This window comes from Massilia violaceinigra, assembly GCF_002752675.1.
GTDB lineage: Bacteria > Pseudomonadota > Gammaproteobacteria > Burkholderiales > Burkholderiaceae_D > Telluria_A > Telluria_A violaceinigra.
Genome location: NZ_CP024608.1, coordinates 7,084,605 through 7,099,374, shown reverse-complemented (window position 1 = coordinate 7,099,374; position 14,770 = coordinate 7,084,605). Strand labels below are relative to the sequence as shown.

15 protein-coding genes and 1 tRNA gene are annotated in these 14,770 nt (G+C 61.8%); 1 reads left to right on the top strand and 15 read right to left on the bottom strand.

The annotated features are described in order from the left end of the window. Positions 1-61 precede the first annotated feature (61 nt). Entirely contained in the window at positions 62-223 is a 162-nt protein-coding gene (locus CR152_RS30700; RefSeq protein ID WP_157778850.1) for a hypothetical protein, read from the top strand. A gap of 44 nt (positions 224-267) precedes the next feature. On the opposite strand, the gene CR152_RS30695 is transcribed toward CR152_RS30700, so the two are convergent. From CR152_RS30695 to CR152_RS30625, 15 genes are all read right to left on the bottom strand, one after another. Continuing rightward, entirely contained in the window at positions 268-2,364 is a 2,097-nt protein-coding gene (locus CR152_RS30695; protein ID WP_099881343.1) for a putative bifunctional diguanylate cyclase/phosphodiesterase, read from the bottom strand. Between the two features lie 20 nt (positions 2,365-2,384). Continuing rightward, positions 2,385-2,954 (bottom strand): YfiR family protein, encoded by a 570-nt coding sequence (locus CR152_RS30690; RefSeq protein WP_099881341.1) that lies wholly within the window; start codon positions 2,952-2,954, stop codon positions 2,385-2,387. 1 nt (position 2,955) lies between these two features. Continuing rightward, positions 2,956-4,989: a TonB-dependent receptor plug domain-containing protein gene (locus tag CR152_RS30685; RefSeq protein WP_099881339.1), complete on the bottom strand. Its 2,034-nt coding sequence runs from the start codon at positions 4,987-4,989 to the stop codon at positions 2,956-2,958. A 474-nt stretch (positions 4,990-5,463) separates the two neighbouring features. Further along, entirely contained in the window at positions 5,464-6,261 is a 798-nt protein-coding gene (locus CR152_RS30680) for an alpha/beta hydrolase family protein (protein ID WP_099881337.1), read from the bottom strand. A gap of 254 nt (positions 6,262-6,515) precedes the next feature. Next, positions 6,516-7,436 carry a hypothetical protein gene (locus CR152_RS30675; RefSeq protein ID WP_099881335.1) on the bottom strand — a complete coding sequence of 307 codons (921 nt, stop codon included), beginning with the start codon at positions 7,434-7,436 and terminating at the stop codon, positions 6,516-6,518. Beyond that, complete coding sequence (locus CR152_RS30670; protein ID WP_157778849.1) at positions 7,433-7,888, bottom strand: DUF6932 family protein; 456 nt, start codon at positions 7,886-7,888, stop codon at positions 7,433-7,435. The genes CR152_RS30675 and CR152_RS30670 overlap by 4 nt, the downstream gene beginning before the upstream one ends. A 200-nt stretch (positions 7,889-8,088) precedes the next feature. Then, a tRNA-Lys gene (locus CR152_RS30665) sits at positions 8,089-8,164 on the bottom strand. Between the two features lie 83 nt (positions 8,165-8,247). Continuing rightward, entirely contained in the window at positions 8,248-9,009 is a 762-nt protein-coding gene (gene ybgF, locus CR152_RS30660) for a tol-pal system protein YbgF (RefSeq protein ID WP_099881331.1), read from the bottom strand. A gap of 136 nt (positions 9,010-9,145) precedes the next feature. Next, a complete protein-coding gene (gene pal / locus CR152_RS30655) occupies positions 9,146-9,670 on the bottom strand; it encodes a peptidoglycan-associated lipoprotein Pal (protein ID WP_099881329.1) in 525 nt (174 codons plus the stop codon). A 54-nt stretch (positions 9,671-9,724) separates the two neighbouring features. After that, on the bottom strand, positions 9,725-10,990 hold the full coding sequence (gene tolB, locus CR152_RS30650; protein WP_099881328.1) for a Tol-Pal system beta propeller repeat protein TolB: 1,266 nt from the start codon (positions 10,988-10,990) through the stop codon (positions 9,725-9,727). Next, a complete protein-coding gene (tolA, locus tag CR152_RS30645) occupies positions 10,983-12,011 on the bottom strand; it encodes a cell envelope integrity protein TolA (RefSeq protein WP_099881326.1) in 1,029 nt (342 codons plus the stop codon). The genes tolB and tolA overlap by 8 nt, the downstream gene beginning before the upstream one ends. 7 nt (positions 12,012-12,018) lie before the next feature. Then, positions 12,019-12,453 (bottom strand): ExbD/TolR family protein, encoded by a 435-nt coding sequence (locus CR152_RS30640; protein ID WP_099881324.1) that lies wholly within the window; start codon positions 12,451-12,453, stop codon positions 12,019-12,021. 12 nt (positions 12,454-12,465) lie between these two features. After that, the gene (tolQ, locus tag CR152_RS30635) at positions 12,466-13,155 is read right to left on the bottom strand and encodes a protein TolQ (RefSeq protein WP_099881322.1); all 690 of its coding nucleotides are present in this window, start codon (positions 13,153-13,155) and stop codon (positions 12,466-12,468) included. A gap of 29 nt (positions 13,156-13,184) precedes the next feature. Further along, entirely contained in the window at positions 13,185-13,589 is a 405-nt protein-coding gene (ybgC, locus tag CR152_RS30630; protein ID WP_099881320.1) for a tol-pal system-associated acyl-CoA thioesterase, read from the bottom strand. A gap of 370 nt (positions 13,590-13,959) precedes the next feature. Beyond that, a complete protein-coding gene (locus tag CR152_RS30625; RefSeq protein ID WP_099881318.1) occupies positions 13,960-14,706 on the bottom strand; it encodes an SDR family oxidoreductase in 747 nt (248 codons plus the stop codon). Between the last annotated feature and the right edge of the window lie 64 nt (positions 14,707-14,770).

Here is a 14,770-nt window from a genome sequence, read left to right as displayed (position 1 = left end):
TACATACATGTATATGCATTTCCTAAAGATGTATGCAATTTTTAATAGGGCTGGAAATGACATGGACGTGAGTGGCGACACGGCCAACAGCGTGCTCAGGCCAGAGGACGAAGCGGTCTATTGTCCCGCGTGGTCTGAAGAGGAACTGGCTTTATTACGGTCCACCATGCGCGCAGGCTTATCGATGTTCAGCAACGCGCTGATGCCGATGCCCGCGCGCTGACGACGCTGGCCGCCACGGCGCAGGCGGGGGGCGGCCACCGTCCGTCACGCGTCGCACGGCAGGGCCGGCTCGGCCGTCTCCTGCTCGCGGCGCATGAGCAATTCGCGCATCTGCGCCGCCGGCATCGGCTTGCCGTAGTGATAGCCCTGCGCCTTGTCGCACCCGCTTGCGCGCAAGAATTCGCCTTGCTCCAGCGTTTCAATACCCTCCGCAACCGTTTCCATTTTCAAGCTCCGGGCAATGGCAATGATGGCCTTCGTGATGGCGGCGTCTTCGGTGCTGTGCGGCAGGTCGCGCACGAAGCTGCGGTCGATCTTCAGCGCGCTGACCGGAAATGTCTTGAGGTAGCTCATGGAAGAGTAGCCGGTGCCGAAATCGTCGATCGCCAGCGCGATGCCGGCGCGCTTGAGCGTATGCAGTTTGTCGATCACGCTGGCCGAGGCGTCCATCAGCATGCTTTCGGTCAGCTCCAGTTCCAGCCAGCGCGCGTCGATCCCGCTGTCGTCGACGATCGCCAGCACCGAGGCAACCAGCCCTTCCTCGCTCAGCTGGCGCCCCGACAGGTTGATCGACATCCGCACGCCGTGGCCAGCGTCATGCCACCTGCGCAGTTCGTGGCAGGCTTCGCGCAGCACCCATTCGCCGATCGCCACGATCATGCCGGTATCTTCGGCCACCGGGATGAAGTCGGCCGGGCTGATCAGGCCAAGTTCCGGATGGATCCAGCGGATCAGAGCCTCGGCGCCGCAGATGGCGCCGCTGCGCAGGTCGATCTGGGGCTGGTAGTGCAGCACGAATTCCTTGCGTTCGAGCGCGCGGCGCAGGTTGTTGTCGAGCGTGAAGCGCTTGCGCGCATCTTCCTGCATGCTGTGCGTGAACAGCCGGTAGGCATTCTTGCCGCTGTTTTTCGCATAGTACATGGCGCTGTCGGCGTATTTGAGCAACTCGTGCATCGTCAATGCATCGTCCGGATACACGCTGATGCCGATGCTGGCGCTGATGTGAATTTCGTGGCCCGAAATGGCGATTGGCTGGGCAATGCGCAGCAGGCACTTTTCGGCGACCATCGAGGCGTCGCCGATCTGGTGGACGTTTTCCAGGATGATGGCGAACTCGTCGCCGCCGATGCGGGCAATGGCGTCGCCGGGGCGCACGGTTTCGGTGAGGCTGCGCGAGACCAGGCGCAGCAGTTCGTCGCCGATATCGTGCCCCAGCGTGTCGTTGACGGTCTTGAAGTTGTCGAGGTCGATGAACATCACCACGGCGCGCTCGCGGCAGCGCTGGGCGCGGGCGATGACGGCTTCGAGCCGGTCGTTGAAGAAGTGGCGATTGTGCAGCTGGGTCACATTGTCGAAGTGGGCCAGGCGGTCGAGCTTGACCTCGACCCGTTTGCGCTCGGCAATCTCGGCCTCGAGTTCGCTCTCGCGCTTCTGGATGCGGTCGAGCATGGTGTTGAACGCTGTCGAGAGCGTGCCGATATCGGCCAGCGAGCTGACCTCGGCGCGGATCGCGTAGTCGCCCAGGCGCGAGATCTGGGCGCTCGTTTCCGACAGCGCGCGCAGGGGATCGGTAATGAAACGCTGCAGGCGCGACAGCACCAGATGGGCGATGGCCAGTACCGCGAGCATGAGGGGAATGGTGAGCGCAAGGTAAAACGCGAGCTGGCGATAGACGTTGTCCAGCGAACTTTGCACGATGAGGGTGCCGAGCCGCTGGCGCTTGACCATCAGCGGCTCGACCACGGTGACGTGGCGGTACGACAGGGCGTAGCCGCTGCCGCTGTCGTGCCGCAGCGCGACCGGGGCCGCCCCGGCGTCGCGCAGGTAGCTGGCGAAGCGCTTGTTGGCGTTGTCGTAGACCACGGCCGACTGCACATCCGACACCACGCGCAGGGCGGCCAGGATATCGCTGGCGGCGTGCCGGTCGCCGAAGAGCATGGCGGCCGACATGTTTTCGCTGCCCATCGCCGCTTGCGCCTGGGTCTGGCGCACCAGGGCCGCCGTGAAGAAATAGGTCTGGATTCCGAGCAGGAACAGGGTGGAGAGCAGGATGACGGTCCCGCTGGTGACCAGGTTTGCCCACTTAAGCTTGGTGCTCAGGGTTTGTGTGCGGCTGCGGCGGCGAGGCCAGGGGCGTTTCATGATGGGTCCGTTTCGTTGGTTCAATAGACCGCGCGCGCGAGGCGCAGCACTTTGGAACTGAGCGCGATATTGGCGGCGCGGGCCGCCTCGGCGTTGAACTCGAAGGCGATGCGCTTGTCCTCGACGTCCAGTTCGACCATGATGCCCATGCGCGCCGCCCCTTTCGCGTCGGAGACCGTGAGCACGCCTTCCTGGCGCGCCGATTGCGCCAGCAGGGCCACGCTGTCGGTTTCGGAGGCGCTGATGAACACGATCTGGCACTGCTTGAGCGCGTCGTGGCCGGAACGTGGGTAGGCGATCGTCATCTTCGCTTCGCCCAGCGGCTTGCCCTCCAGGCTGGCGAGCAGATTGCCGAACGGATCGCGCCCGAGAACGCATAGCCTGATCAGCTTGGCCTGGGCATTCGGAAACGTGCTGAACAAGGCGAAGTTGTAGATGAATGCCGCTTTCGCCGCGTATTCAGCAGCAGCCGGGGCCTGAGTCTGGGCGGAAGCGGGCAGCAGCAAGGCGACGGCAAGGGCGCAGCAATGCCGCCGGCGCGCTATGCCGGCCAGCCACGCGGCGCGGAGGGAAGCGGGGCGCAGGCGCATATCAGAAGGTGTAGCTCGCCTGCAGGCGCCAACTGCGTCCATCCTGGCCGATGGCGTTCAGATGGCGGGCCGGGCTGCTGCTGTCGTAGTGCTCTTCGCTGGCGGAATCGGCGTAGTGCTTGTCGAGCAGGTTGTAGATGCTGGCGGACAGCTCCAGGTGCTTGCCCATGGGGTGGCCCAGGACGGTGACGTTGAACAGGCCGAACCCGCCGATGTGGCCGTCCGCCGCGGTGCGGCGGCGGCTGGTGAACTGGTACTCGAGCGCGGCGCGCAGGGTATCGCGCCGGAGCGGCTTGGCGTAGTTGAGCTTGAACAGCTGGCGCGGCGAGTTGCTCAGCCATTCGCCGTTGGCGCCGTTGTGCACGTACTGCAGGCTGACGCTGGTTTTGAGCGAACTGCCGTCATCGCGCAGCCATTCCGCCTCGAACTCGGCGCCTTTGGAACGGGCCGAATCGATGTTCGACTGGACCAGCTTGCTGTCGAGCGGATCGGTGGCGAGGGCGATCAGGTCGGTGAAGCGGTACTGGAAGACCGAGGCGCTGGCCCTGAAATTTTCTGATGGGAAGTACTCGCCGATCAGTTCATAGGTTTTGATGTGCTCGGGCCTGAGGGCGGGATTGAGTTTGAAACCTGTGTTCGTGGCGTAGTAGCGCTCGTAGGCATTCGGGGAACGGTAGGCGGTGCCGTACAGTGCCTTGAGCGTGGTATGCGCGGCGGCCTTGACGATCAGGGCGATGCGCGGATTGCTCACCCCGCCACCTTCATCATCGTGGTCGTGGCGCAGTCCGGCATTGAGGATCACCCGTTCGCCCAGCCGGAACTCGTCCTGCAGGTACACGCCGGCGCGTTTTTTGGGACTGTCGCTGAGCAGGGAAAAGGTGTAGGGATCCAGGTCGTGGTTGCTCAGCATGCGTTTGCCGTCGCTGGCGTACTCGGCGCCGGCGATGATCTTGTGGTTCCGAAATGCCGTGCTCAGCAGGCGTACTTCGGACGCCACGGTACGGCTCTCGGCCGCGTCGATGTTGACGGTTGCGCTGTCGGGCACGTAGATATAGGTGCCCTGGTAGCGGTACCTGTGCAGGTTGACGCCGGCATGCACTTCCAGGGTCGGGCTCAGCGCCGCCTGCCAGGAGGCGCTGGCGGAGGCGTATTCGTCGACGGTGCGGCTGCGCGGATCGTTGAACTGCTGGCCGTAGGACGCGGTCGAGATGCCCCTGGTGCGCCGGCCCAGATACGCGCTGGCCGCGACGCTTCCCCATGACAGCTTGGCGAAGGCGCGCTTGTAGCCGTCATGGTCGAGGTTGCGCGCCACGCCGAAGTTGTGGGCCGCGTCGTCGTATTCGGGGAAATACTGGTCGCTTCCCTTGCGCTCCAGCCAGGAAGCGCCCAGCAGCAGGTCGATGCCATTGGCGCGCGCAAAGCCGCTTGCCAGGCGCGCCTTGCGCGTGCCGGCGCTGGCGGCGCTGGCGCTGACCGTGGTGCCCTGGTGCGTGGCGCCGGTCTTGGTGAGGACGTTGACGACACCGAAAAACGCGCTGCTGCCATACATGGCCGATCCCGGTCCGGGCACGAATTCGACCCGTTCGACCAGGCTGACATCGATGGGAAACTCGGTGCCGACGGCGCCCTGGTCGAACACCATGTCGTTGAGGCGGCGGCCATCGACCAGGATCAGCAGGCGGGTGTTGAAGTCGCCAGGGCGGCCGGAGCCGCGCGTGCCGACGTAGCTGTAGTTGCGGTCGTCCGTCACATAGACCCCGCGCACGCTGCGCAGGATGTCGGCCAGGGAGCGATAGCCGAAGCGGCGGATATCTTCCGCGGTGATCACCGACACCGACGAAGGCGCTTCGCTGATTTTCTGCGCGAACTTGGAGGCGGTGATGATTTCCAGATTCAGCAGTTGCTCGATCGGCAGCGCATTCAGGTCTTGATGGTGGTCGGGCTCGGCCACGGCTAACGGGGCCGTGCTGGCCAGCGCAGTAGCGAACACGGCGGCCAGCGCGGGGCGAAGAGGGTGGTTCGGTGTCGGATGCATGTCCTGATCCTGCGGAGTAGCCGCCAAGCGATGCCGGGGCGGAAGGCCCGCCTGCGTGGTGCGGGAATCTGTTTCCAAGAGTCAACTCAGTAGTCCAGTGTAAGTTTCTCCGACACGCAGCTTGTTGATCAGGATTAAGCAAGGGCGAGCCGGGTTAATTTGGTACACCTCGCAGCGCGGCGGGTGAGCCGGTGCGCGTCACCGCCGGCGGTGCATGCCGGCAGCGCGACAGGCGGCAGCTGGCCTTGCAATCCGCGCCCATCGAGGAAGCATGAAAGTAGCAAAATGGATATTCGCCAGCCTGTTTGTTTTGCGCTAGCGCAAGTGCCGCCGACAATTTGGACTTGAGCGGTCTCGGGCGGACGATGTTGTTCGGCGTGGGCGCATCGGGGCGCTGGCCTGACGTTGCTGTATGTTCTTTGCCAGGGCTATCAACCCTGGCACCGATCGACCTGGCCGTCATCGGCCGTCGTACTAGCTGATGTTCGTGGCCCGGCCGGGGTCCGCGCTGGCGAGCACAATATCGAGCCACTTGCATAGCGCATCGTGCGCTTCGCTTGCCGGATCGAGGTATTCCATATGGCCCATGCCGGGTAGTTCGACATAGTCCACGCTGTCACCGGCGTGCCGGGCGGCTTTCACATACTCACGGGACTGTTCGACTGGCAATGCGTCATCTTCTGTGCCATGGAGAATCAACTGTCGCACCTGCAGAGGGAGCAGGGCGAGTGGCGATGCTTGCGCGTAACGGATCGGGTGCTCGCTTGGAGATCCTCCGAGCAGCGCGCTCACCGCATTGTTTCCGGACTTGAGGGTGAACGTTGCGTGCACGTCGACCACGGCTGCCAGTCCGGCAACTGCCGTCGGGAAGACTTTGTGTGGCGCAAACCTTCCATCTGCCTCAGCCCGTTGTGCGGAGGCGCACAGCGCCAGGTGGCCGCCAGCGGAATGCCCGACGACGGCAACGCGGCGAAGATCCAGGCCGGCCTCATCGGCGGCGAGTGTGGCGAGGTGATCGATGGCCGCCGCAATGTCCTCGAGCGTACCGGGCCAACCGCCGCCCGGGCTGCCGATGCGGCGGTATTCAATATTCCACACAGCAAAGCCGCGCGAAACAAGATCGGCAGCGATGGCGGACATCTCCTCGCGCCCATACGGCATGCGCCAGAAACCACCGTGCAGGAGGCAGACGACTGCCGGCATGCTCGGTTCGGGGATGTAGAGATCGCCAACCTGGCTTTCACAGGCGCCGTAGTGGAATGTGCGCATCATGACGACGACAGGGCGTTCGTGCCGGTCAGGGAGACTGAATGAAAAGCCGTTTTTTTCTGACTGCCGAGCATGCGGCTACCATTGTCAAACGCGAATCGAGTTGATGTATTGTTCATCGCGCCAGCTTGCCGCATGCGGCCGGTTAAGGCAAGAATGGGGCATCAACTTTTACAGTAGCATGCGTCGATGCCGATTTCTTTCTGCATCGAAAAGCTCCCCATCGATGTTGGTTTTTTTGTGGTCGCGTACTGAGCTTAGTCTATCTTTTCAGTCGGAAGCATTTGATATTTGACGACATCCCGTCGTGATACTGGGTCCGAAAATCGTGTAGTCTGTACCCGGATGTCTGCCTGAGCTGCGATTTGAAATCTTTGGACTAATGGAATCATATCGAGCGGAAATCGAATCCGGACCTTGCCAGCTTCGGTGCGGATATCGAGTCGTCCATTATCGAAGATGCCTGCGACGGTGCCGGAGATCGTTTCCTCATACGTCGCGGAGTCGGAGACACCGGCCAAAAGAGCGCGTATTCTTAAAACCTCATCGTGCGACCCATTCCAACAACGCAGCGCGTCCTTGGTTTGCCACGTAAATTGCGCAGAGAGTCCCGCGGCATCGATTGCCTTCAGCGCCTCACCGACATATTGGGCTGCACGTCCGCCCATTGCGTCAACTGCATCGTAGAAGTCGTCGTTGTTCGAAGAAAGCAGTCGGAAGGTCTGCGTCAACGTTTCCCGGAACAAGCTCTCTCCTGATAGGTCTTCGGACCCATTTCCAGTAAGAAGTATGTGTGTCGACCCTTGCGCTATGCCAGCCAGCTTCAGATTCAGCGTCGCGCCGATGCCTTGGCCGATCCGCCCCTCGACCACGCCATGACGAAGTCGGAAAGCCGCCGCTTTCCATGCCTTGTTCAGTGGGTCCGCGATCTTTAAAAACGCATCGAGGGAGATAGACCCATTGGCTCTCGGGCCTGAAAAACGCATGTCGAGCAGCTCGCCGCTTTCGCGGGCATACTCAAGTTCCAATTGCCGCAAAGCCTCGCGGGCTGCCTGCTGTTGATTATCGGCCGCTGCGTGCAGCCAGAAATCGTCAGGCGCGACTGCGCTGCGCTCGGCTGTTTGCCGTGCCTCGCGCTGCAATTGCCTGGCATGCTGTTCAAGGAAATCGGTGCTCATATCTTCAATTCTACAAATCCCTTTGCGCTTTTGCCGTCGTGCTGGAAGCCAAACAACCCGCGCCAGTATGCTTCGGCCGCCATCTTTTCAGTGGGAAGGGGCAAGGCGATGTACAGGTCGATACAAAACACTGCCTTGGCCGACGCACGGTCGATCATGCTGCGCACTTCGATTTTACTCTCTTCCGAAACGGGACCGGCAAACGATGGATGCCACAGAACGCAGTCGAGATCGTTCGGATTTGGCTTGCGTGTAACGAACGACCCATCCAACCACAACGTCCCCGTCACGTTCAATTGGCGAAGGCGAACAACCCATTGATCGAACAGCGAGAACATGCGCAGCCGTGGAGTGGCTTCTGGAAGAGGCGCGACAAATGTTTCCCGGATCTGGTCGAGCGTCATCGCGTGAATGCCGGCTTTGAGAATTGGTGGGTAGTCTCGTTTTTCCAAGGCGCATCCTATTCCAAGGTCTATCGAACACGACAATCTGGCCCAGTATGCCGGGGATTTAACCAACAATTTTACGTGAAGCGCGACTTTTTGTCGTCACTGTCGGGAGCAGGGTGCAGGCCGATCAACATCGATGCGCCCAAAACAAAAAAGCAGTTACGATCGCTCGTAACTGCTTCATTTGTTTACTGCTGTATTCGTGGTAGGCCGTGCGGGATTCGAACCTGCGACCAACGGATTAAAAGTCCGCTGCTCTACCAGCTGAGCTAACGACCCGAAGAAGCAAGATTATAGGTGGCATCCGTGCTTCTGTCAAATGCCCCTGCATACATTTTTTACCGCAGTGTTACATCAAGCGCCTACTTGAGCACCGCCAGCCGGTCTTTGGCCGCTTGCGCCGCGCTCGAGTCCGGATACTTGAGTACCAGTTCCTTCAATGCCTTCTTGGCATTCTTAATATCCTTCAACTCGGTATAGCTGCTCGCGATGTTGAGGATGGCATCCGGCGCCTTGGCGCTGTCGCGGTACTGGCTGACCACCACTTCCTGGGCCGCGATCGCGCCCTTGAAGTCGCGCTGCGCGAAGTGGGCATTGCCCAGCCAGTACTGCGCATTGGCCGCATAGCCCGAGGCTGGATAGCGGCGCACGAACTCGCCCAGCGCCGCCGCCGCGCTCTTGTAGTCGCCGCCCTTGAACATGACCATGGCCGCATCGTAGGCGCGCTGCTCGTTCGGATCGACCGCCGCTTCGCGTCCGTCGATGGTGACCTGGCGCGGCTCGAGCTTGCGCATGCGCTCGTCGAGGTCGGAGTACATGTCTTTCTGGCGCTTCTGGGCATTGGCCAGTTCATTGCTCAGCACTTCCACCTGGCCGCGCAATTTCGCAATTTCGGACAGGGTCTGTTCCTGCTGGTTCACCATGTCGAGCGCGCTGCTGCGGTCGGACTTGGTGTCGATGCGGGCGTTGAGCTCGCGCGCCATGCTCTCGACCTTGGCGCGCAGGTCGATGATGGCCTTGCGCGCTTCATCGTCGTCGAGCAGGCCGGCGTGGCCTTGCAGCGGCATGCAGGCGGCCAGCGCGACACAGGCGGCGGCAATGCGGGACTTGGACAGTGTGATCATGATCGTGACTCTTTCAAAACCGTTGAAACTGAAAACCACGGGACCCGGCGGTCGAACAGCCGCGCAAGGTCAGCGGGGCGGGCACAGTTCGCACTGCGCGCCGCCCCGATGGTCCGGATGCCCTTACGGCAAGCGATTAATAGACGATATCGGCACGACGGTTTTCCGTCCATGCCGCTTCGCCGCCACCGGTAGCCTTCGGCTTTTCTTCGCCCAGCGAGACCGCTTCCATCTGCGACTCGGCTACGCCCAGCGACGCCATCGACTTGCGCACAGCTTCAGCACGCTTCTGGCCCAGCGCCAGGTTGTACTCGGTGCCGCCGCGTTCATCGGTGTTGCCCTGGATGATGATCTTGCGGCCCTTGTTCTTGCTCAGGTAGCCTGCGTGGTTCTCGACGACCGGCTTGCCATCGTCGCGCACGACATAGCTGTCGAGGTCGAAGTAGATGCTGCGCGCTGCCAGCACGCCTTTTGGATCGTTGACCGGATCGACCGAGCCGGTTTCGACGGCGTTGACGTCACGCTTGTCGGCGGCGACGTCCGGCTTGGCGGCGACCGGACGCTCGGTCACTGGCGCGACTTCTTCCTTGACTGGGGTGCTGCAAGCTGAGAGCAGGGCGGCGCTCGTGACGATGAATGCGAGGGTTTTAAAATTGCGCATGGGTTCTTCTCCTGGTCGGTGTTAAAAATGACGTGAATGTTTGGACTTCTTTTTTTACTTCATGAAGGGACCCCAGTTGGGCTCCCTGATGTTTCCTGCCTGGGTTGTTAAGCGCTGCTTGACCCTTCCATCGACCGACACCACAGCCAGCGAAGTACGGCCGCCGCCTTTGGTTGCGTACATGATGTATTTGCCGTTGGGCGAAAAACTCGGTTCGGTGGCCGCATCGGCCAGGCGCAGTTCCTGGCCGCTGGCCAAGTCCATCGCATAGAGGGAATAGCCACCGTCACGCTGGGATACCCAGGCCAGGGTTTTGCCGTCCGAGGAGACGCGCGGGCTGATATTGTAACTGCCATTGAAGGTGACGCGCTGTGCGGAGCCGCCGTTGGCACTCATTTTGTAGATTTGCGGGCCGCCGCTGCGGTCGCTCGTGAAATAGATGGTCTGGCCGTCGGCCGAAAATTGTGGCTCGGTATCGATGCCGTTGCTGTTCGAGACGCGGCGCAGGCCGCTGCCGTCGACGCCCACGACGTAGACCTGGGTGTGGCCGTCTTTCGACAGCGCCACCGTCAGGCGCGTGCCGTCGGGCGACCAGGATGGCGCCGAGTTGCTGCCCTTTTCGTTGACCACGATCTTGCGTCCGCCCGTCACCAGGTCCTGGACGTAGATGATCGGCTTGCGCTTTTCAAACGACACGTAGGCGACCTTGGTGCCGTCCGGCGACCAGGCTGGCGAAATGATCGGCTCGTTCGAACGCACCGCCACCTGCACCGCTTCGCCATCGGCATCGGCGATTTCGAGGCGGTAATCGCGCGCGCCGCGGTTTTCATTGACGTACGCGACGCGGGTGGCGAAGGCGCCGCGGCTGCCGGTCAGCTTTTCGTAAATATCGTCGGCGATCTTGTGGGCCGACAGGCGCGTGTATTTCGCTTGCGCGGCCTGGGTCAGGCTCGACAACTGGTTGGTCTTGATGGTGTCGTGCAGCTTGTAGCGCACTTCAAAGCGGCCGTCGGCCAGCTTCTGCACGCTGCCCACCACCAGCGCATCGGCGCCGCGCGATTTCCACTGGCTGTAATCGATCGACGAAGTTTCCGACAGGGTGCTGCCGGCGTCGATGATCTTGAACATGCCGCTGCGCTCGAGGTCGGCGCGGATGATGGCTGAAATTTGCGCGGGCGCCACGCCTTCTTCGGCGAAGGCGGCAATGGCGATCGGAATCTGGTTGCTGCCGACGCCAACGACTTCCACGCGCATTTGCGCGTAGGCCGAGGAACCGGTGATCAGGGCGCCGGTCAGGATCAATGTGCTGAGTTTAGTCATGGTTTTTCTGGGTTTCCTTCAATTTGAATGCCGCGGGAACTGAACGATCTACCGTACCATCTTTTTTCCGTGGCAGCGGTGACGATTTGGCAATCGCGTTTTCCACTGCCTGGTCGTACGCCGGCACACCACTGCTTTTAATCTGCTTGACCGACTTGATTTCGCCGGTCGGCCATTGTTCGATCCGGTACACCGCTTCCGGATCGCCGGCCATGCTGGTGCTGCCCGTGTAATTCAGGTTGCTCTTGATCTTGGCGCCGATCGCGCCGAAGTAACTCGGATCGCCTTTCGGCGCGGTTTTCTGCTCGCTCTCGCCGGCACCGCCGGCGCCGCCCGTGATGCGGCGCATTTCGGCGGCGTGCAGCTTGTCGAGGATCTTTTTCTCTTCAGCCAGTTTCTTGTCCTTGGCCGCTTTTTCCGCCTTGGCGGCTTTCTCTTGAGCCAGCTTCTCGGCTTGCTTCTCAGCCTGCTTGTCGGCCAGCTTTTCCTGTTCCGCCTTCTGCTGCTCGAGTTTCTTCTGGTCCGCCAGTTTCTTTTGCTCGTCGAGTTTCTTCTCTTCGCGCTTCTTCTGCTCGGCCAGCTCCTTGCGGGCTTTCTCGAGCTCGCGCTTTTCCTCGGCCAGGCGCTCCTCCTGCTTGAGCTTCTGTTCCTTGAGCTTCTTTTCGCGTTCGAGCGCGATGTCCGGCGGCTTGACGGCCGGCGGTTTTTCGACCGGCTTTTCCACCGGTTTGTCGATTGTTTTCTCGACCGGCTTCTCGACCGGCTTGGGCGGCTGCACCGGTTTCACCTGGCGCGGCGGCGGCGGCTCGGGGGCCGGCGGTGCCGCGTCCTGCACTTTCATGTCCCACACTTCCGCCTCGGTGGTGGTCGGGGCGACGTTCTGCCAGCTGATGCCGGCCCACAGGAACAGCAGCAAGCCGGCGTGCACGGCCAGCGCCAGCAGGATGGCCGGGGTGCGGCTCGGCTCGGGCGGAACAATGTAAGGGCCGCCAGTGCTGGCGGGAGGGTTCAGGGGCGCCATCGTGTCGTCACTTGGTGGCCAGGCCGACCCGGTTGATGCCCATTTTCTTCGCTTCGGAAATCAACTGGATCACTTCGTCGTACTTGCTGTCACGGTCGCCGGCGATCATGACCGGATACTCGGGATGCTCGCCATGCAGCGCGCGCAGGCGGCGCAGCACGGCGGCGCGGTTCGGGAGCTCCTCGGGCGCGGCGCTGTTCTTGCCGTTGACGCCGATGCTCAGGCTGGCGTTGGGCTTGATCACGATCTGGATGTAGTCGTCCGGCGGCAGCGCCGATTTCTCCGCGCTCGGCAGGTTGATCACGCTCGGGCTGTTAGCCGGTGGCACGACCATGAAAATGATGAGCAGCACCAGCATCACGTCGATGTAGGGGACGACGTTGATTTCGGACTTGAACTTGCGTTTGCGTCCGCCGCGCAGGCTGCTGGAAAACGATGCCATGAGTGACTCCGATCAGCGCGACTGGCGCTGCAAGATGTTCGAGAATTCTTCGACGAAGCTCTCGAAGCGGATAGCCAGGCGGTCGATATCGTGCGTGAAGCGGTTGTACGCGACCACGGCCGGAATCGCCGCGAACAGGCCGATGGCGGTGGCGATCAGCGCTTCGGCAATGCCGGGCGCAACCGCTGCCAGGGTCGCTTGCTGCACGTTGGCCAGGCCGCGGAAGGCGTTCATGATGCCCCACACGGTGCCGAGCAGGCCGATGTAAGGCGAGACGGAACCGACCGAGGCCAGGAAGTTCAGGTGCGAGTCGAGACCGTCGAGTTCGCGCTGGAAGGCGGCGCGCATGGCGCGGCGGGCGCCATCGAGCACGGCGCCGGTCTCGAGCGGATCGCGCTGGGAAGAGGCTTGTTTGCCCTTGATGAATTCGCCCATGCCGGCTTCAAAGATGCGCGCCAGCGCGCCGCTTTGCTCGCGCGTGGTGCTGGCGTTCTGGTGCAGGGTGTGCAGGTTGCCGCCGGCCCAGAAGCTGCGCTCGAACTGTTCGGTCTGCAGACGGGCGGCGCGCACGGCAAACGCTTTGCGGAAAATGTAGGTCCAGCTCATGATGGACAAGCCCAGCAGGAGTGCCATGATCAATTGCACGATCAGGTGCGCGTTGCTGATCAGGGCGAGAAAGGAAAGGTCTTGGGCTGCATTCATGGGCGTTGGATTTTTCTGGATGTGAAGTGTCAGGCGGCACGCATTTTAGCAGCCGTTGCGTCGGGCAGGGCACGTGGACGCAAGGATGCGGCATCGACGCAACCGACCTTGACCCGTGCGCTGGCCAGCAAGACGTCGCCGTGCCACGCTTGCTGGAGGAACTGGACCGATGCATGCCCCAGTTTTTCTATACTCAATGTCAAGTTTAATTCATCATCGAGGCGGGCTGGCGCGTGATAGTCGATGCTGGCGTTTTTGACGACGAAGATGGCCCCATCCTGGTCGCGCAGCGCCTGTTGGCCGACGTTGGCCGCGCGCAGCCACTCGGTGCGGGCGCGTTCGAAGAATTTGAGGTAATTCGCGTAAAAGACGATGCCGCCGGCATCGGTGTCTTCGTAATAGACCCGTACCGGCCAACTGAATACTGAGGGCATTTCATTTGCCATAAGTGAATATCGGAAACATTTTACGCGATTTCCGGGCTGTAAATGTACGCAAGCGCACATAAAGATGACCCGGCGCGGGTTAGGTGGGGCACAAGTAGACGTGAGCGATAGCGAAGTGCCAAGTTCTGTAACAATCGCTTACATGGGGTGTAGTTGTGTTACGTACTGCCGCCGTTTTTACCACTCCGCCACGTCGATCTCGTCATTTTGGCCTCCATCTCCGTCGTACCCGCGCAGGCGGGTATCCAAGTATCTAATCTGCCAATGGCGACGCTATGAACTTGGGTACCCGCCTGCGCGGGTACGACGTGGGGGCGGCGCGGGTAGTCGGTTCTGGCAGTGCCAGGAACGACGAGGCTCAGGTCCGCTTGATCGCAAACGGCGAAAACCCCTGGCAAGTCGGCATCATCTCGATCGTATTGATATTAATATGCGGCGGCAGCGTCGCGATCCAGAATACCGTCGCCGCAATATCTTTGGCCGTCAGGGGCACCGTGCCTTCGTACACCTTGGCCGCGGCCGCGTCGTCGCCCTTGAAGCGCACGTTGGAAAACTCCGTCCCCCCGCACAATCCCGGCGCCAGGTTGGTCGCGCGCACGCCCGTCCCCGCCAGATCGGCGCGCAGGTTGAGCGTGAACTGGTCGACAAAGGCCTTGGTCGCGCCGTACACATTGCCGCCCGGGTAAGGATAGTGGCCTGCCACCGACCCCAGGTTGATGATCAGTCCGCTGCCGCGCTCGACCATGGCCGGCAGCAGCGCGCGCGTCATCGTCACCAGCCCGGTGCAGTTGGTCGCGATCATGGTTTCCCAGTCGGCCAGCGGCGCTTCGTGGGCCGGTTGCGTACCCAGCGCGAGACCGGCATTGTTGATCAGCACATCGACCTGGCGCCACGATTGCGGCAGCATCGACAAGGCTTCATTGATCGATTCCTTGCACGTGACGTCCATGACGATCGGTAAAGCCAGATCGCCCAGCTCGGCTGCGAGGGCTTCGAGCCGGTCCTTGCGGCGGCCGCTGATGACGACCTGATGGCCGTTGTTGACGAAGGTACGCGCCATTTCGGCGCCGAAGCCGGCGGAGGCGCCGGTGATGAAAACGATCATGTGGTGTCCTGAAGAAGTCTGAAACTATGCCGGATTGTAGCCCAAGTGACGATATTGGCCGCGA